This is a genomic window from Nonomuraea sp. NPDC001699, assembly GCF_053596455.1.
On record NZ_JBSFGF010000010.1, the window covers coordinates 242,487 to 262,702 of the forward strand.

The 20,216-nt window shown below is 74.4% G+C and carries 1 protein-coding gene; it reads right to left on the reverse strand.

Going from position 1 to position 20,216, the window contains the following annotated elements:
• Positions 1-10 precede the first annotated feature (10 nt).
• Positions 11-20,215: an SDR family NAD(P)-dependent oxidoreductase gene (locus ACWCSU_RS29385; protein ID WP_449939250.1), complete on the reverse strand. Its 20,205-nt coding sequence runs from the start codon at positions 20,213-20,215 to the stop codon at positions 11-13.
• Position 20,216 lies beyond the last annotated feature (1 nt).

Here is a 20,216-nt window from a genome sequence, read left to right on the forward strand (position 1 = left end):
GGTGCTGTCGTCAATTCGTTTCATCATGGAACTCGCAGATCAGCCGGTTGACGTGGTCGGGGCTGGTGAGCTGGGGGAAGTGACCCGCGTCGGGGATCTCCTCGTAGCGGGAGTCGGGGATCATGGCGTGCAGCAGGTGCGCGGTCTTGGCCGGGATGACGGTGTCGTACCGGCCCTGGACGATCAGCGTGCGCGCCCGGATCTCGGCCAGCCGGTCGCCCAGGTCCGGGCGTTCGGCGAACACGTCCAGGTAGCGCAGGCCCACCTGCGGGGCCATGCTCTCCGCGCGCAGCAGCAGCCGCATCAGGCCGGCGCGCCGCTTGCGCAGCCGCTTCGATCCGCTGCCCTCGACGACCCGGTCGAAGTCCTGGGTGGCCACCACCTCCAGCTTGTCGATGTCGCCGACCCGGTTGCCGATGCGGCAGGAGCTGCCGATCAGGATCAGCGACTCGGTGTCGTCCGGGTGGTCGAGCGCGTACGTCAGGGCCACCAGCCCGCCGAACGACGCCCCGGCCACGTGCGCGGGGCCGCCCGCCACGTCGTGGCAGAGCCGGGCCAGGCCGCCGAGCGACAGGTCGGCGGCGGCGGTGGTCGCGCCGACGCCCGGATGGTGCACGGACGTCACCCGGTAGCGGTGGGCCAGGCCCTTGAACTGGGCGGCGTAGACGCCGGCGCCGATGTTGAACGGGTGCATGAGCAGCAGCGGCGGTCCCGAGCCGGCGCTGAACAGTTCGACGTCGCCGTCCGGGGTGGTGAGGATCTCGTGTTCGACGTCGGGGTTGTGCTCGCGCAGGATCGCCAGGTTGGGGTTGCCGGCGTCGCTGCGGCGGGCTCCGGGTCTGCCGCGGGTTCCCCGGGGGTTGTCGGCGGCTTCGGGGGTGGTGGGGGCCAGGAGGGTGGAGAGGCGGGCGGCGGCGTCCTTGGCGTCCTCGACGCTCAGGCCGACCGGCACCGCCAGGCGCACCACGCCCTCGCGGCCGAAGTGCGGAGCGCCCCTGATGCCCGTCTCCCGGAAGATCCGTACGTGGTCGGCGTCCTTGAGCAGCACGCAGTGACCGCCGGGCGGGCCCTCCAGCGGAACGCCCGCCTCCGACAGGCCCTGCCGCAGCGCCGCGACCGCGTCCCCCCGGGCGCGTACCTGCTCGGCCACCGTCTCGCGGTCCTCCAGCGCGGCCGCGATGATCCGGCGGTTGGCCAGGCCGACGTCCCTGCCCCAGGTCTCCAGCCGTTCGGCGACCCGCTCGCGCAGCGCGTCGTCGCGGGTGGCGAGCAGGCCGCCGAACGGCACCCCGAAGTCCTTGGACAGGCTGATCGTGGCGCTGTCGGCCAGTTCGAGGATCTCGCGGACGACCTCCCACACGTCCCGGCCGTCCGCGACCGCCACGGCGTTGTCCACCACGCGAGCGCCGTCGACCACCAGCGGGACGCCGTGCCGGGCCGCGGCCTCCTTGACCGCGCGCAGGTTCGCCAGCGACGTCGGCGCGCCGCCGGCCGCGTTGTTCCCGACCTCCACGCAGACGAACGACACCGGCTCGTCCCCGGCCAGCTCCGCCCGCAACGCCTCGACGTCGACCTCCGGGCCGCTGGGGAGCTCGACCGGCTTGAAGCCGTGGTCGGCCAGGTTCAGGAACCACGTCGGGAACAGGCCGTTGTGCAGCACGCGTCCCGGCCGGCCCGGCCACGACCGGCACAGCAGCGCCTCGGCCGCCCGGCCGGAGCCCGTCGGGACGATGCAGGGGAACGGCAGGCCCGTGATCTCCGGGTCCGGGCGGGCGGCCGACCGGTCCGTCAGCCGTCGCAGCCGTTCGGCGATCCAGGGGGCGTCCAGCTCGGCCCAGGAGTCGGTGATCAGGTCGGTGGTGACGTGGTGGGCGGGGACGCGGGCCGGCTCGCCGCCGTACCGGGCCAGCAGCTCGACCCGGGCGGGCTCGGCATCGGCGGGCTCTTCGTTCGCAGACCCTTTGTCGGTGGGTTCGTTGTCGGTGGGTTCGTTGTCGGTGGGGGTTGTGTCGGTGGCGGGGCGGAGGTCGGGGTCGGCGATCATGAGGATGATCTCCGACACCGGCGTGCGGTCCTCCCCTTCCGGCTGGCACAGGTAGATGGGGACGTTCACCGGCCGGAACTTGTTCTTGAACTGGAAGTTCCCCTCGCCGAATATCCCCGCCGACCGCAGCTCGTCCAGCGCCTGCCGCACGTCCGGGGCGGCGTTGGCCGACTCCTCCGTCTCCACGCCGAAGCTGGCGCCGAAGCTGAACATCGAGCATCCCTCGTCCACGAGCTGCTCGATGATCTGCACGATCGCGAACTCCAGCCCGCCGAGCGGCATGCCCTTGGGGTAGAACTCGACGTCCAGCAGGTAGCCGTTCTCCGACGGGATCTTCGTGATGACGACCGCGTTGGCCACCTCGTCGTCCAGGTAGGTGACGAAGACCCGGTGCCTGCGGTCCAGGCGGCCCTCCTCGATCTCCCGCCGGACGACCGACACGTACGGGTTGACCATCTGCTTGCGACCGGCCCACTCGTCCACCAGCCCGGCCAGCCTGCGGTCCATCGCGGGGTCCTCGCCCGAGCGGTACTCGGCCGTCCGGCACTCGCCCGCCTTGCAGAAACGCCGGACCATGTACCGCAGGCGTTCCATCCGCCCGCCCTTCAGCGTGAAGGACCCCAGGTCCTCCAGCCGCTGCACGGCCCCGAACGGCGTCGCGCTGTACGGCTCCCCGCCCACCTCGCGCACCGGCAGGAGGGACAGGAAGTTGGGCCGCAGGCCGCGCGCCTTCGCGTAGGCGGTGTACTCCTCGACCAGCTCGTGGAAGTACTCCTCGGAACCGGCGTAGCTCCAGGCCAGCAGGTTGCCGGCGTTCTCGGAGACGTGCAGGTAGCCCTTCCTGGCCGAGCCGATGAAGGCCAGGGGCGCGATGTCACGTCCGGCCAGGCCGCCTTCCTTGGCGTGCCGGCGGTCGATGTCGGCCACCAGGTCGCGCAGGTCCGGGTGCCGGTGCAGGTCCCGCTTCAGCAGCACGGCCGGCTCGCCGTCGCGTGCCCGCGTCTCGTGCGTGGCGAGCCCGTCCTGCTCCTGCGGGGGGTGCACGGACTCGACGCCGCGCTCGTCGTGCAGGTGCGCGGCCAGGTCGGCGAGCGTGGGATGGTCGAACAGGAGGGTCTTGCGCAACGCGCCGACCTGCTTCTCCAGGACGCTCACCACGCGCAGCATCTCGAAGGAGGTGAGGCCGTTGTCGGCGAAGCTGCGGCGGGGGTCGAGCGGGCGCTCGATGATCGCGCCCACCAGCTCCGCGAGCCGGCCCTCCAGGTCGGACGCCTCCTGTCGCGCGGGTTCCGGGGGCTTCCGCCGCGTGGATTCCGGAGCCTTGCGTTGTGCGGGTTCCGGGGCCTTGCGTCGCGCGGGGTCGGGGGCCGGTTTCCTGGTGGGCTTCGGGGCGGGGTCGGGTTCTCGGGTCGGGGTGGGGGCGGTGGATTCGGTGATGGCTGATTCCACGGCGCGGGCAAGCCGGTCCACCGTGTCGTACTCGTACAGCTCGGCTGCCTGGAGGTCGAGGGAGAAGGCGGTGTTGATCGCCTTGACCAGTTCCATCCGGAAGATGGAGTCGAGCCCCAGCTCCTCGAAGGGGGTGTCCACGTCCACGCCGTCGGGGTCGGCGTCCAGGATCGTGGAGAGCCTCTCGCGCAACATCTCCTCGACCCCGGCAGGCCCTCCGGCGGGCGCGACCGGCGTCTCGTCCGGCCGCGTGGCCTCCGTACGCGCGGCGGGGGCGGGCGCGTCCGGCGTCCTGCCGCCCTTGGCGGCGCGCAGGCGCACCTTCCCGTCGCTGGTCCGCCGCACGGCCCCGCCGTTCTGAGCGACGGGCGGCGCGGCCGGCCCGACGGTCCCGGCGTCCTGGACGGCGGGCGACTCGGGGGCGGTGAACCAGTGCTCGACGCGGGCGAAGGGCGGGCCGGGCAGCGAGACCCGCACCGGGCGCGGGCCCTGCCACAGCCCCTGCCAGTCCACCTCGCTGCCGGAGACCCACGCCTCGGCCAGGTCCTCCGGCCCGGTCCCCCACGGCGCCGGGGCGTCCCTGCGGGCGGTGCCCCTGTGCACGCCCGCCGGCTCGCCGCTCAGCGCCCGGACCGCCTGCTCGCGATCCGTGACCACCACGGCCAGCCGTTCGGCCAGGTGGCGGCGTCCGTTCTGCAGGGTCCAGGCGATGCGGTCGAGGCCGATCTCCGGATGTTCCCGGATGTGACGCGCGACGTCCCGCGCGTACTCCTCCAGGGCTTCGCGGCGGCCCGCCGACAGGACCAGCACCCGCGGCTCCCCCGCCGTCTCCGCCGGGATCGGCTGCCGGTACGCCTCCAGCACCACGTGCGCGTTCGTGCCGCCGAAGCCGAACGAGCTCACCCCGGCCACCCGGTCCGCCCCGTCCCACGGCGTGAGCCGCGTGTTGATGGTGAACGGGCTCCCCTCCAGCCGCACGTACGGGTTGGGCCGCTCGTAGTGGATCGACGGCGGCAGGGCCCCGTGGCGCATGCAGAGCAGCACCTTGAGCAGCCCCGCGATGCCGGCCGCCGCCTCCAGATGGCCGATGTTGGTCTTCACGGTGGCCAGGGCGACGTGCGGGACGTCCGGCGCGGGCCGCCCCCGGTCGGCGTACAGGCGGGCGAACGCCTTCTTCATGCCCTCGATCTCGATCGGGTCGCCGAGCCTGGTGCCGGTGCCGTGCGCCTCGATGTAGGTGACGCGGGAGGGGTCGACGTCCGCCTTGCGGTAGGCGTCGACCAGCACGCGCGCCTGCGCCTCGGGGTTGGGCGCGGTGAGCGAGCTGGCCCGCCCCCCGTGGTTGACCGCGCTGCCCCTGATCACGGCGAGGATCTGGTCGCCGTCCTCCAGCGCCGTCTTCAGCGGCTTGAGCAGGACGGCTCCGCAGCCCTCGCCCCGGCCGTAGCCGTCGGCGCGCTCGTCGAACGTCTTGCAGACGCCGTCCTCGCTGATCATGCCGGACTTGGCGAACGCGATGTAGAGCCCCGGGCTCAGCGTCAGGTTGACGCCGCCGGCGATGGCCGCGTCGCACTCGCCGTCCTCGATGGCGCGGACCGCGTGGTGCAGGGCGACGAGGGAGCTGGAGCAGGCGGTGTCGACCGCCTCGCTCGGGCCGCGCAGGTCCAGCAGGTGGGAGACGCGGTTGGCCAGGATGCAGTCGGCCACGCCGCTGGCCGTGTGGGCCTCGACCGGCACGCCGTACTCGCGCAGCAGGTCGTCGTAGTCGCACGCGGACACGCCCGCGAACAGGCCCGTCCTGGTGCCGGCCAGGTCGGCGGGGCGGTGGCCGGCGTCCTCGACGGCCCGCCAGACGGTCTGGAGGAACAGCCGCTGCTGCGGGTCCATCATCGCCGCCTCCTTGGGCGAGATGCCGAACAGCGCGGCGTCGAAGGAGCGGACGTCGTCGAGGAAGCCGGCGCGGACGTTCGCCGTCTCGGGGTTCTCGCGCAGCTCGCGCCGGTCGTCGGGGACCGGGCGGGTGAGGTCGTGGCCCTCGGCGAGGTGGCGCCAGAAGTCGTCCAGGTCGGTGGAGCCAGGGAACAGGCCCGCCATGCCGACGATCGCGATCCCGCCCGTCACGGCCCTCTCCGTCACGGTGCTCTCTGTCTCGGTGCTCTCTGTCGCGGTGCTGTCCGTCGTGGCCGGGGAGGTCCCGGCGCCGGGGGGTGGGGGCGTGGTCACGGTCTCCGGCGCCGGGCCTGGCTCGGCGTCCTCCTGCCGCCCGGCAGGGGCGGCGGGAGGTTCTTCGGCTGGTCTCTCTGGAGGGCTGGGTGAGGTGTGGGCGGCGGCGAGCTCGGCCGGGTGCTCGGCGAGCAGGTGCTCGCAGAACGTGGCCAGGTCGGTCGCCTCGAAGAGCACGGTCGGCAGCAGGTCCAGCTTGTACCGTTCGTTCACCTGGTCCACCAGCTCGGCCATGGAGATCGAGTCGAACCCCATGTCCATCAGCTCGGCGTCGAGGTCCACGTGCTCCTCGCCCACCAGCAGGAATCCGGCCGCCGCGCGGCGCAGCTCCGCCCGGACCGCCTCGGTCAGATCGTCGTCGGGCCCGGTCGTCTCCGGCGCGGACATGGGCTCACTCATCTCCATAACCTCGGATTCGGGGGTCGCGGGCGGCTGGGAGCGTTCGGGGGCGGGCTCGGAGGGGCCTTCGACGACGGCGAAGCTCGTCTCGGCCCCGGCCAGCCCTCTGGCGAAGGCGGTCAGGCCGGCGGCGGTGCTCATCGGGACGCTGCCCCAGCGGCGTGCGAACAGCCGGCGGGTGGCGTCGTCCACCTTCATGCCGCCCTCCTCCCACAGCGGCCAGCCGACGGCGAGCGTCCTGCCGTGCCCGAGCCGCTCGCGCAGCTCGGCGAAGTGGTTGAGGAAGGCGTTGGCGTAGGCGTAGTCGATCTGCCCGATGTTGCCGGTCTCGGCCGCCACCGACGAGAACAGCGCCAGGAAGTCCGGCGGCTGCCCGCGCAGGGCCTCGTCGAGCAGGACGGTGCCGAGGATCTTGGGTCCCAGCACGGCCCGCGTGTCCTCGGGACGTTTGCGCACGGCCCGCGCGTCCAGGTGGATGCCGGCGGCGTGGATGACGCCGTGGAAGGGGCCGTACCGGTCGCACAGGTCGCGCAGATCGGCGGCCGAGCAGACGTCGGCGCGCACGTACACGGCGGGCAGTCCGGCGATCCGGCGCGCGATGTCGTCGCCGGGGTCGGACCGGCCGGTCAGGACCAGCTTCGCCGCCCCGCGCTCGGCGAGGAAACGGGCGAACGCCAGCCCGATGGCCCCGGCGCCGCCGGTGATCAGGTACGTGCCGTCCGGCCGGACGTCCAGCCCGGGTGGAGGCGGCTCGTACGGTTCCATGCCCTTCAGTAGGCGGGCGCCGTCGCGGTAGGCGACCTCGGAGACCCGCTGCTCGGGGGCGGTTCCGGCGGCGGGCGCGCGCAGCTCGGCCGCGACCTGCGCCGGGGTGGCGCCGGTGACGCACACGCCGCTGAATCCGGTGTGCTCCAGGGCCAGCGTTCTCAGGGCGGCGGCCAGGGCGGTGTGGTGAGGCTCGCCGGCCTGCACGGACACCACGACCCGGAGCGGGCCGCCGTCTCGCAGGACGGCTGTGGACGTCCGGAGCAGGGCCTCGAAGGCGGCGGTCCCGGGGAACGGGTCGGACGGGGCGATCACGATCGCGTCCGGGGCCCGTCCCAGGTCGCCGACCGAACGTCCGCCCCCTGCGGCGTCCGTCGGAGATGCGTCGCCGGGGTGGAGCCGGAGGCCGCCGAGTGCTTCGGCGAGCCGGTCGTTCTCGGTGAGCACTACGAGCGCTTCCGGTTCCCGGGTTCCTTCGGGGAGTGGGGCGGGCGTCCAGAGGGGGCGCAGGTAGGTGCAACGCCCGTCAGCGGCTCCCGCCTCGCTCGGGGAGCCCTCTCCAGAGCCCGGCTTGGGAGCGGGACCGGCGGCCGTCGCGGACGTCAGCCCAAAGACGGGCTCCGGAGCCGGCGCGGCGGCCACCCCGGAGCCAGGCTCGGGGGTCGGCTCAGGGGTCCGAGCGGAGGTTGCCGTGGACAGGCTGGGGGTGGGGGTTTGGTCGGAGGTGGGGGTGGGGGTGGAGGGGAGCCAGTAGGGGCGGTGGTCGAAGGGGTAGGGCGGGAGGGTTACGCGGCGCGGGTGGGGGGCGGGCCATTTGCTGCCCCAGTTCACCCGGGCGCCCGCGACCCACCCCGCCCCGAGCCCCTCCGCGCCGTCCTCCGGCGGAGGCTGGTCGGCGCCGGTCTCCGCCGTCCCCACGAGGACGCCGTCCGCCTCGCCGTCGTCGGCGAAGGAACGCAGCCGGGCGGCGAGCTCGTCCAGGGTGGCGGCCCGGACGGCGAGCCGTTCGGGCAGCTCGGCCCGGCCCACCTGGGTGGTGTAGGCCAGCTCCGCCAGCCCGGCCCGCCCGCTCGCCGCGACGTCGGCGACCCGGCCGGCCATGGCGCGGAGCTGGTCGCGGGTACGGGCCGACAGCAGGATCACCTGCTCGGCGGCGTCGGCGGGCTCGGACGGCGTCCCGGCGGTGGGCACGTACTCCTCCAGGACCACGTGCACGTTGGCCCCTCCGGCGCCGAACGAGCTGACCCCCGCGCGGCGCGGGAAGGTCTCGCCGTCGAGGACGGGCCGCCGCCAGTCGGTCAGCCGGTCCGGCGGCCGGAAGGGGGACGCCGAGAAGTCGATCTTCGAGTTGGGCGTCTCCAGGTTCGCGCAGGGAGCCACCTTGCCGTGCTGGAACTGCAGCAGCACCTTCGTCAGCCCGGCGATGCCCGCCGCGCCCTCCAGGTGCCCGATGTTGGCCTTGACGGAGCCGACCAGCCGGTCCACGCCGTCCCCATCCCCGCTCCCGGCCTCGTTCCGGGGAGCATGGGAGGTGAAGGCTCTGGTCAGGCTGGCGATCTCGATGGGGTCGCCGAGGGCGGTGCCGGTGCCGTGCGCCTCGACGTAGGAGATGGTCCGGGGGTCCAGCCCCGCCCGCCGGACCGCCTCGGAAACCAGGTCGGCCTGCGCGCTCGGATTGGGCACGGTGTATCCGGCGGTCTTGCCCCCGGCGTTGGCGAAGGCGCCCTTGATGACGCCGTAGATCCGGTCGCCGTCCGCCTCGGCGTCGGCCAGGGGCTTGAGCAGCACCGCCCCGACGCCCTCCCCCGGTACGAACCCGTCCGCCGCCTCGTCGAACACCTTGCAGGCGCCGTCGGCGGCGAGCATGTTCAGCGAGCAGAGCGCGACGAAGTGGGCGGGGTGCAGGATCAGGTTGACGCCGCCCGCGATGGCCTGCGCGCACTCGCCGCGCCGCAGGCTCTCGCAGGCGAGCTGGAGGGCGGTCAGCGACGACGAGCAGGCCGAGTCGACGGCGAGGCTCGGCCCGCGCAGGTCGAAGAAGTACGACACCCGGTTGGCGATCGACCAGTACGCCGAGTGCGCCCCCGCGTACCTGCCGTCCGGCCAGCCCTCGGCCGCCGCCATGCGCCCGTAGGAGCCGTACATGGTGCCGACGAAGACGCCGGTGCTCGGCTGCCTGGTGTGCTCGCTCAGGTAGCCGGCGTCTTCGAGCAGGGTCCAGGCGGTCTCCAGGAACAGGCGTTCCTGCGGGTCGGTGATCTCGGCGTCGCGCGGCAGGATGCCGAAGAACGGCGCGTCGAACTGCTCCACGCCCTCGATGAAGCCGCCCCACTTGCTGTAGGTGCGCTGCTTGCGTCCGCGTTTGGGGTCGTACAGGGCGTCCAGGTCGAAGCGGTCCGCCTCGGTGATGCAGTTCGCGCCCTTCGCGAGGTTGCTCCAGAAGGCGCCCAGATCGGGGGAGGCCGGGTAGCGGCCGGTCATCGCGACCACGGCGATGTCGAGGGCCTGCGTGGCGGGCTCGCGTCGCGTCGCGGCCCGCGCCGGCTCCTCCCGCGCGGGCTGGTCTCCCAGGGCCGCGCGCAGGCGCTCGCCGTGCTCGCCCTCCAGGTACGCGGCCAGCTCCTCGATCGTCAGGTTCTCGAACAGGAGCGTGGACGGCAGCGGCCCGAGGTCCTGCTCGAACCGGTGGATGACGTTCTGGCTCACCAGCGAGTCGATGCCGAAGGTCTCGAACGTGGCGCGCTCGTCCAGGTCGGTGGTGCCGTACTTGAGCACCTCGGCGAACACCCGCTTGACGTAGTCGCGCGCGCCGGTGGCGGCGGTGGTGGCGGACGCCGTCTCGCCCACCAGGACGCACTGGTCGAGCTCCTCGACGGGCGTGCCGGGGATGCCGAGGGTGCGGGCGGGGGTGAGACCGGCCTCCCTGAACGCCCGCTGCCACTGGACCGCGCCGAGCAGCGGGCTGTGCGGCAGGCGCAGTTCCTCGTCCGTGAAGCGCCACCATCCCGGCGTCAGCCCGAACGTGAGGGTCAGGAAGTCGGCCGCCCTGGTCACCTCGTTGACCAGCAGCCGGCCGCCGGGACGCAGCAGCGCGGCGGCGTTGCGCAGCGTCCGGCCGACGTCGGCGGTGGCGTGCAGGACGTTCGTGGCCAGTACGACGTCGTAGGCCCCGGTCTCGAAGCCCTGCTCGGCCGGGTCGCGTTCCACGTCGAGGAGGGCGAGGACGAGGTCCGGGCGGCGTCCGGCGAACTCGCGCTCGCCGTGGCGCAGGAATCCGGCCGAGATGTCGGTGTAGGTGTACTCGACGTCCTGGCCTTCGAGGGCGTCCAGGACGAAACCGGTGCTGGCCCCCGTACCGGCCCCGATCTCCAGGACGCGGCGGGGGCCGCCGCGGGCGGCCTCCTCGGCGAGCAGGCGGTTGAAGTGGTCCGAGACCGCCTGCCCCTTGTAGACCTGCTCGACCAGGCTCATCGAGCCGCCGGGGAACAGCACCTCCATGGGGTCGCGCTCGCCCGCCAGCACGCCGGGCAGCGCCTCGACGCAGGCGGTCAGCAGCTTGACGTGCGGCTCCAGGTCGGGGAACCGGGCCAGCACCTCCTCCGGCGACCCCTCCCGCGCGGGCCGGTCCAGCAGGTCGAGGACGGCGGCACGCAGCCGCCGGCGGTCCTCGCGCACATTCCCGACGGCCCTGACCCGGTCGGCCGACCGGCGCAGCAGCCCGCGGGCCAGCTCGTCCAGCTCGGCGAACGCCGCCCGCGCCCGCTCCAGCTCCCCTCCACCGCCGGTCCTGGCGTGCTCGGGGGCGAGGTCCGGGGTGCGGACGCCGATGTGGGCCAGGCCCTTCGCGTCCGCCTTGACGACGAGCGCCTGCCGCGCGCCCGACCTCAGGACGGACTCCAGCGCCGCCATGCCCTCCCCGGGCTCGATCGAGCCGATGCCCAGCTCGGCGAACCGGCCGTCGTAGCCGCCTCCGGAGACCGCGCCGACGCTCCCCCAGTAGCCCCAGTTGATCACGCTCACGGGCCGGTCGCGCAGGCTCAGCGCGTAGGCGTCCTCGAACGTGCCCGCGGCCGCGTAGTTCGCCTGCCCGCCCACCTCGACGAACGAGGCCGCGGACGAGAAGTAGGCCAGGAAGTCGAGCGGCAGGCCCGCCAGCGCCTCCGCGAAGACGGCGGCACCGGCGACCTTGGGCGAGAGCACCTGGGTGAACGCGTCGTCGTCCATGTTGGCGAGCGTCATGTCGCGCAGCACCAGAGCGGCGTGGAAGGCGCCGTGGAGCTCGCCGAACCGCTCCCGCGCGACCTCGACGGCCCCGCCGAACGCGGTCCGGTCGGCCACGTCGGCCCGCAGGTACACGGCCCGCCCGCCGAGCGACTCGATCTCGGCGAGCTGCTCGCGGATCTCCTGAGTGATCGCCCGCCGTCCGACCAGCGCCAGCCGCGCTCCCACGGTGGCGGCCAGATGCCTGCTCAAGGTGCGTCCGAGCCCGCCGGTCCCGCCCACGATCAGGTACGCCCCGCCGTCCCGGTACGGCCCGTCGCCCTCGGCGGGCAGGGGCAAAGGTTCCAGGGTGCGGACGTGGCGGTGGCCGTCGCGGAGGGCGACCAGCTCGTCGGCGCAGCTCTCGGCGCGTACCAGGCGGGCGAGGTCGGCGGGCGGCCATGGCCCGGTGCCGACGTCGATGGTGGCGACCGTCCAGTGCGGGTGCTCGGCGGCCAGAGCCCTGGTCAGGCCGATCACGCCGGCCGCGTGCGGGACGATCTCCTCGTCCCCGGCCCGCACGGCTCCGGCGACGACCACCTTCACCGTGGGCGTCCATCCGCCCCGGCCTCGCTCGGAGAGCCGCTTGACCAGGCGGAACACGTCGTGGGTGGTGGGGTCGTCGGCGGGCGGGCCGTCCGGGCCGGTCAGGGCGAGGACGTACACCGTGTCGTACCGTCCCTCCGGCGGGGCGGGCGGGGCCAGCGGCGCCAGGCGGCCGTCCTCGTGCTCGTCCAGCAGGGCGCGGGCCAGCGGTTCGGCGGCCGGGGTGTGCAGGACGAGCGCCCGTCCGCCACCGGCCTCCGCGGAGGCGACGGCGGGTCGCGTCCTGTGCCAGACCGGGGCGAAGGTCATGCCCTCCGCCGACGGACGAGCCGGTCGGGCCGGTCGGGCCCGCAGGACGACCCCGCGGAACTCCGCCCTGACCTGCCCTTCGGCGTCGGCGAGGCGGACCGTGTAGCCGTCCCGGCCCTCGTCGGTGACGTGGGCGTAGGAGGGGCCGGTGATCGGGCCGTCCAGCTCGGCCGACTCCACGCTGAACGGCATCGCGGGCTCGCCGTCCTCGGGACGCAGCGCCGCGACGGTCTGGAGGGCGCCGTCCAGGAGCGCCTCCCAGCGAGCGCCGTCGCGCAGCACGCCGAGCGCCTCGCCGTCGCCGACGCGGACCTCGCGCAGCACCCGGAACCCGGGCCCGTAGTGCAGCCCGGCACGGTCGAAGGCGCGGTAGAGGTCGTCGGCCGGACGGCTGTCCGCGCAGCGCGCCCCGATCGCCGCGACGTCCAGCGGGCGCAGTGCGCCGTCGCCGGTCCGCAGGGTGCCGCGCGCGTGCCCGTCCAGCTCGAAGCCGCCGTCGTCGTGGACGACCACGTCCAGGGGACGGGCCTCGCGCACCTCGAACGGGCGCAGCCACCGTACCCGCTCGAACCGCACCGGACCGGACAGCCCGCCGCGCTCGGCGGCGATCGTCAGGAAGGCCACGCCGGGCAGCACGGGGGTGTCGCCGATCCGGTGGTCGGCGACCAGCAGGTCGTCGGGGCGGATCCGCGTGTCTCCGGTGGGCGGGGTCGGGTGGCCGTCGCGGCCCACCCAGTGGCGCAGGTCGTCCGCGAACGGGTGTCCGGGCAGCGGCACCCGCCGTCCGCCCGCCGTCAGGTCGTCCCAGTCGTCCCAGGAGAGGTCGTCGCCGCCGGTGTACCGCGCGGCGAGGCGTCCCGCCTCGCCGGATGCCGGGCGGGCGCCGTCGCGCAACTGGCCGCGCAGGTCCGCGAGATCCCCGGCGACGTACGCGCACCGGGCCCCCGCCAGGTGCGGCCGGCCCACGGCGAGCGTACGGGCGACGTCGCGCACGTCCAGCTCCGGGTGGGCGTCGAGGTGGCCGGCCAGGCCGGTGCGCAGCCGCGCCAAGGTGCTCTCGTCCGGGGCCGACAGGGGCACGACGACGTCCTCGCGCCCGCCGGCACGCGGTTCGCGGGAGGGCGCCTCGGCGACCACGACGTGGCAGTTCGTCCCGCTGAAGCCGAAGCTGCTCACGGCCGCCACCCGCTCGCGCGAGCCGCCGGCCGTCCAGGGCGACAGCTCGGTGACCACTTCGAGCGCGCCGTCCGCGAAGTCGATCTTCGGGTTGGCCCGGGTGAACCCCGGTGACGGCGGCAGTTGCCGGTGCCGCAACGCCAGCAGCGTCTTGAGCAGCCCGCCGATCCCGGCCGCCATGGTGGTGTGGCCCACGTTCGCCTTGAGCGACCCGATGCGGCACGGGCGCTCCCGGTCCGCGCCGAACACCTTCGCCAGCGCCTTGACCTCGATCGGGTCGCCCAGCTCCGTCCCGGTGCCGTGGGTCTCGACATAGTCGACCGCGCCGGGGCCGATCCCGGCCCGCCGGTGCACCTCGGTGAGCAGTTCGGCCTGGGAGGAGGCGCTGGGGGCGGTGATGCCGTTGCTCGCGCCGTCGCCGTTGACGCCGCTGGCCCGGATGACGCCGTGGACGTGGTCGCCGTCCGCCAGCGCCCGGTCCAGGCGCTTCAGCACGACCACGCCGACGCCCTCGCCCAGCACGATGCCGTCGGCCGACTCGTCGAAGGGCGCGCACGTCCCGGTGGGCGAGAGCATCCCGGCCTTGCTGCACCAGATGTGCATCCTCGGGGTGTTCATCACCGCCACCCCACCCGCGATCGCCGCCTCGCACTCGCCGCGCCGGATGCTCTCGCAGGCCAGGTGCACGGCCACCAGCGAGGACGAGCACGCGGTGTCCACGGCCATGGTCGGCCCGCCGAAGTCCAGCAGGTACGCGATCCGCGCGGGCAGCACCGACGAGGCGTTGCCGAGGAAGGCGTGCCCGGTGTCGTCGCGGCCGGCCGCCGCGAGCAGGCTCGCGTAGTCGCCGGCGCCGCAGCCGACGAAGCAGCCCCACGGTCTGCGGCCGGACCGGCCCGCGTAACCGGCGTCCTCCAGGGCGTGCCACGCCTCCTGGAGGAACAGCCGCTGCTGCGGGTCCATCGTCTCGGCCTCCAGCGGCGAGATGTTGAAGAAGCCCGCGTCGAAGGCGTCGACATCGGTCAGCATGGCGGCCCATTTGCTGTACGTCCGGCCGGGCGCCATGCGGTCGGCGTCGTACACCCGCGAGACGTCGAACCGCTCGGGCGGGACCTCGCGGATACTGCACCGGCCGTCCGCCAGGTTCCGCCAGAACGCCTGGAGGTCGGGCGCGTCGGGGTAGCGTCCGGCCATGCCGATGACGGCGATGTCCTCCTCGCGGGCGGCGGGCTTCTCGGGCTTCCCGGGCTTCTCGGTGGGCCGCACCGCCTCCAGGGTGATCGTGCCGGTGCGCTCGGGGGGCTCCTCCGCCACGGGTTCCGGCTTCGCGCGGTCGCCGTCGAGCGAGGGCAGCCGGACCCGTCCCGCCTGGTCCGGGGTGGGTTGCTCGGGGACGAGAGGGCGCTCCCGCGGGGTTTCCTGTTCGGGGGCCGGACGCGGTGGGGGCACGGTGAGGCGGTCGGCGGCCACGGCGTCCCGGACGGCCTCCACCAGCGCGGGGACGGTCGGATGGTCGTAGACGGCGACGGAGTCCAGGTCCAGCCCGAAGCTGCGGTTCAGGTCCCGGACGATCTCCACGGCCCCGATCGAGTCCAGCCCCATCTCGCTGAAGCTCAGCGAGTCGTCCACCTCGTGGGCCTGGAGGTAGAGGTGGCTCATGAGGGTGCCCTCGATGACCCGCCGCACCTCCCCCGGCTCGGGCCCGCCCTTGGGGGCCGCCGGGTCGGCAGGCGTGGCCGGGTCAGCGACTGCGGCCTTGGGGGGCGCCGGTGTGGCGGCTGCGGCCTTGGGGGGCGCCGGTTCGGCGGGGGTGGTCGGTTCGGTGGGTGCGGCCTCGGGGGTGGCGGCCGTCGGAGAGGTGCCCTTGAAGGTGTCCACCTTGGCGAAGTAGTCGTCGACCCGGGCCAGCGACTCCTGCCCGAGCACGCGCTCGTGCATCCCCGACTCCCCCGCGATGACGCCGGGCAGCCGGTCGAGCACCCGTCCGGCCAGCTCGGACTTGAGCGCCCGCAGGGCGGGCAGCGGCAGCGCGGCGATCGAGCGGGCGTGCCTGAGCGCCGCCTTCAGCACGGCGCCCTGCGGCAGGACGGTCACCCCCGCCCCCCGCCGGGCCAGCTCCTCACCCGTGACGGAACGGCCGGTGTAGAGCATCTCGTGCGCCGCCGACCGGCCGAGCCGCTCTTCGAGGATGTACGTCGCGCCCATCCCCGGCGTGAAGCCGAACTTCATGAAGTTGGCGCTGTAGACCCCTTCGGCCGCCATGACGACGAGGTCGGCGAACAGCCCGAAGGCCAGCCCGCCGCCCGACGCGTGCCCCTGGACGGCGGCGATGACCGGCCGGTCGCACCGCAGCAGGCCCTCGTACAGGAAGGGCACGTCCGTGAAGCGACCCTGGCCGCCGGCGAGCGTGCGCAGCGCCTCCGGGGTGGCGCCCATGCTGAAGACGTTGCCGCTGCCGGTGAGCACGACCGCCTTGACGTCCTCGCGCCGGGCGATCTCGGCGAACGCGGCCTGGAGGTCGTCGATGAGCTCCCGGGTGAACATGGACGCCCCGGACCCCATCACCACCAGCGCCACCCCTTCGGGCAGCACCTCGAACCGCACCCCTTCCCCGTCCGGCACGAGCTCCACGGCCTCCTCCTCCGGCATATCCACGGCGAGCGGTCCGACGGGCGTGATGGCGGGAGTGTCCAGCGAGGGCGAGGTGGCGGGCGCTTCCACAGCGGGTGTGGCGCCCAGGGGCGCGGCAGGCGTGGTGGAGCGTTGCCAGCGGCCGAGCCAGCAGCTCTCCTCCTGGAACGGGTAGACCGGCGCAGGCATCAGCCGCCCGCCGTCGTGGCACTCGCGCCACGGCACCTCGGCTCCCGAGGCCCAGGCCGCCGCCACCTCCTCCAGCCGCCCGGCCCGGAACAGCCGGACGCAGTCGTCCGCCGACGGCGTCCCGTCCCCGCCGCCGGTCGGGGAGCCGGTCGAGGAGCCGGTGAAGGAGCCTGGGCCGGGGGTCTCGCCTCGCGCGTACGCCTCCAGCCCGGCCCGCAGCCCGGCCAGGTCGTCCACGACGAGCGCCAGCCGCTCCGCCATGCCGGTACGTCCGACCTGCGAGGTGTAGGCGAGGTCGGCCAGGTCCGTTCCGGGGTCGGCCAGGTCGGCGACGGTGTCGTCCAGCGAGAGCCCGTGCCCGAGCTGGATCAGCGCGGCCGGGTCGAGGCCGAGGTCGCCCAGCGAGTCGGCCGGGTCGAGCTGGTCGGCGGGGATGCCGAGCAGCGCGGCCACCCGTTCCGCACCGCCCGGCGACCGTCCCTCCGACGGGAACCCCGGAGAATCGGCCTCCGCCAGGAAGCCGGTCCAGGCGCGGGCGTAGTCGCGCAGCGCCTCCGGCGTACGGGCGGAGAGCACGAACAGGCAGGGCCCGCCCGCGCCCGGCCCGGGGGCGGGCTCCGGGGCCTCCTCGACCAGGACGTGCGCGTTCGTGCCGCCCGCGCCGAACGCGCTGACCCCGGCCCGCCGGGGCGTGCCGCCGACGCGGGGCCAGGGTTCCAGCGCGCGCTGCACGTGGAAGGGCGTGGCGTCGAAGTCGATCTTCGGGTTCAGCTCCTCCGCGTGCAGGGACGGCACCAGCCGCCCGTGCCGGAGCTGGAGCAGCACCTTGGTGAGCCCGGCGATCCCGGCGGCGCCCTCCAGGTGGCCGATGTTGGACTTGACCGAGCCGATCGCGCAGTCCGCGTCCTGCGGCAGGGCCTGGCGCATGCCCTCGACCTCGATCGGGTCGCCGAGCGAGGTGCCGGTGCCGTGCGCCTCGATGTAGCCGATGCTCGCCGGGTCCCAGCCGGACCTGCGGATCGCCGTGCCGATGAGCGCGGCCTGCGAGCGCGGGCTCGGGACGGTGGCGCCGCTCGTCCTGCCGGTGTGGTTGACGGCGGTGGCGGCGATGACGCCGTAGATGTGGTCGCCGTCCGCCCTGGCCCGCGAGAGCGGCCTGAGCAGGACGGCCCCGACGCCCTCGCCGGGGACGTACCCGCTGCCGCCGGCGCCGAAGGCGCGGCACCGGCCGTCCTCCGACAGCCAGTGTCCCTGGGCGAGCTGCAGGTACTTCTGCGGGTGGACGGTCGCGTTCACGCCGCCGGCCAGGGCGAGGTCGCACTCGCCGCGCCGCAGGCTCTCGACGGCCAGGTGCACGGCGGTCAGCGAGGAGGAGCAGGCGGTGTCCAGCGCGATGCTCGGGCCGTGGAGGTCGAGGGTGTAGGAGACGCGGTTGGCGATGGAGGCGTGCATGGCCGTGGGGGCGACGCCGCCCTCCCCGCCCTCGACGAGCTGGTAGTGGTTCCACATGACGCCCGCGAACACGCCGACGCTGTGCGCCGACAGCGACTCCGGCGGGTGGCCGGCGTCCTCCAGGGCGTGCCAGCAGGTCTGGAGGAACAGCCGTTCCTGCGGGTCCATGCGTTCGGCGTCGCGGCGGGAGATGCCGAAGAAGGCGGGGTCGAAGCGGTCGACGCCGTCGAGGAAGCCGCCCCATTTGCCGTACGTCCTGCCTAGGGTGCCCTTCTCGGGGTCGTAGATCTCGTCGTGGTTCCAGCGGCCGTTCGGGATCTCCTCGATGCAGTCGCGTCCCTCGGCCAGGTTGCGCCAGAAGGTGCGCAGGTCGGGGGCCTGGGGGTAGCGCCCGGCCAGCCCGACCACCGCGATGGGCTCCTCGACGCGTGCCTCCCGCTCCTCGGTGTACGCCACGGAAGACGCAGGCCGGGGGGCCGGTCGCGGTGGCGCGGCGGGCAGCAGGTCCGGGATGCGGCCGGGGTCGCCGTGCAGCACCGTCAGGACGTCCCCGGTCCCGCTCAGGGCGCGGTCGAGCACGTCGAGGGCGGCCTCGGTGGGCAGCGGGACCATCCCGGTGGCCGTACGGGAGCGCTCGACCGTCTCCGGCCCGACCCGCATCCCGCCCTCGGCCCAGTACGGCCACGCGACCGCCAGGGTCCGGCCCGGCCGGTCCCCCCGGGCCGCCCGCCGGCGCGCGAACTCCTCCAGGTACGCGTTGGCGAACGCGTAGTCGGCCTGCCCCGGGTTGGCCAGGGACGCCGACACCGACGAGAACACCACGAAACAGTCCAGGTCGTCGTCCTTGGTGGCGGCGTCCAGGTGGCGGGCGCTGAGGGCTTTGGCCGCCACCACGGCCTCGACGTCGGCGGCCCGCTTGCCCGGGTAGAGCCCGTCGCGGTTGACCCCCGCGCAGTGGAAGACGCCGTCGATGCGGCCGTGGCGCTCCCGGACCGTGGCGAGGGCGCGTTCGACCTGGTCCGGGTCGGTCAGGTCGGCGGAGATCTCCGCGTTCCTGCTGACGGGCACGGCCCTGGCCTGGTGGCGGCGTTCCAGGTGCTCGGCGAGGACGCGGCCGATCCCGCCCGTCCCGCCGGCGATCACGTACACGCCGCCCTTCCTGACGGGGACGGCTCCGCCGCCCTCGGAGGGCTCGGCCGGGAGCCAGCGGCGCACCAGGCGTTCGCCCCGCCGGTAGCGGATCTCGGGCTCGGCGGAGGCGTCCCGCAGCGGGTCGGCCTGGGCTGAGGTGGGGGCGGCGGGGTCCAGGCGGATGCTGCGGCAGCGGATCAGCGGGGTCTCGGCGGTGATCGTCCGGGCCAGCGCGCCGACGGCCTCGTGGGCGGGGTCGTCGCCGGTGTGCGCGTACGTGAGGGTGACCGGTCGCTCCGGCTTCGCGTCGAGGACGGCCTTCGCGGTCTCCCAGACGGCCAGGCACGGGTCGGCGGGCTCTCCGGGCGTGGCCCGGATGAGGAGGTGCCGGGAGCCGTCGTACCGGGCGCCGGGGGTGATCTCGCGGTACTCGCCGGGGTCGTCGCCGTCCTGCGGCAGCGGCACCCAGACGTCGCGGAAGCACAACGTCTCGCCCGGCCCCGACGCCGGCTCCGGCGATGGCTCCGGCTGTTCCAGGGTGAGGTCGTAGGCGGAGGAGAGGTGGGCGGCGAGGCTGTCGATGTCGCCGTACTCGAAGAGCAGCGTCGGGTAGAGCCGCCGCCCGACGATCTTCTCCAGCCGCTCGCCGAGGTCCACGAGCGTGACCGAGTCCAGGCCGAGGTCGTAGAAGCCGGTGCCGGTGGGCACGTCGCCGGGCGAGCGGCCGAGCGGCCCGGCCACGAGCTCGCGCAGGCGTCCGACCAGGTCGCCGGAGCCGTTGCGGCCGGTGGCGGGCGGCTCCGGACGTCCGGGGTCGCCGAGCAGCCGCTCGATCAGCCGGGGCGACCTGATGCGCTTGCACGACAGCCCGCCGAACCCGGCGACGAAGTGTCCCCGCTCGTCATAGAGGCCGAAGTCGTTGGTGATCACGTCGCCGGACGGCGCGATGGTCTCCGGACTCGGCGCGTACACGTGGAAGGCCGCGTCGAGCCGCAGGGGCGCGCGGAACTCGGCGATGTAGACGGGGATGAACGGCTCCTGCCCCGACGCCTGGGTCTGGCCCAGCCCGGCGAGCGTGGCCGCGTCCAGGCGGGCGGGGTGCAGGTGGAAGCCTTCGTGGCCGGGGGCGGGCGACTCCTGCCGCAGCTCGGCCAGCAGGTAGCCGTCGCCGTGGTGCAGCCGGCCGGTGCACTTCATGGGCTCGCCGTGGCTGATGTCCTCGGCCCTGGCGCGGGCGTACAGGTCCTCCATGTCGCCCTGCCGCCGCGCGCCCCGGCGGAGGGCGTCCAGGTCGATTGGGGCGGGCGCGGGGGTGCTCGGCGGGCCCACCTTGCCGGTGAGGTTGCGCCGCCAGTCGGACAGCGGCTGCCCGTCCCTGCTCCAGCGGCTCTCCGCCCGCACGTCCTCGCCCTCGACGGTGACGCGGATCTCGCGGTCGGCCTCCGGCTTGGTGACGATCGCCTCGGTGAACAGCACCTCGCGCAGGACGATCTCACCGGGGTCGCGCCCGGTCGCCATCAGCGTGCGGAACACGAGATCGAGGAACGTCACCCCGGGCATCACGGAGACGTCGTGCACCCGGTGGTTCCGCATGATGAAGTCGGTGTGCTTCAGCGTGGTGTGACACTCGATCGCGGGCATG

What these genes read in the sequence shown, in the direction of transcription:
- ACWCSU_RS29385 (WP_449939250.1), bottom strand. Translation starts at nt 20,215, where the DNA reads ATGCCCGCGATCGAGTGTCACACCACGCTGAAGCACACCGACTTCATC.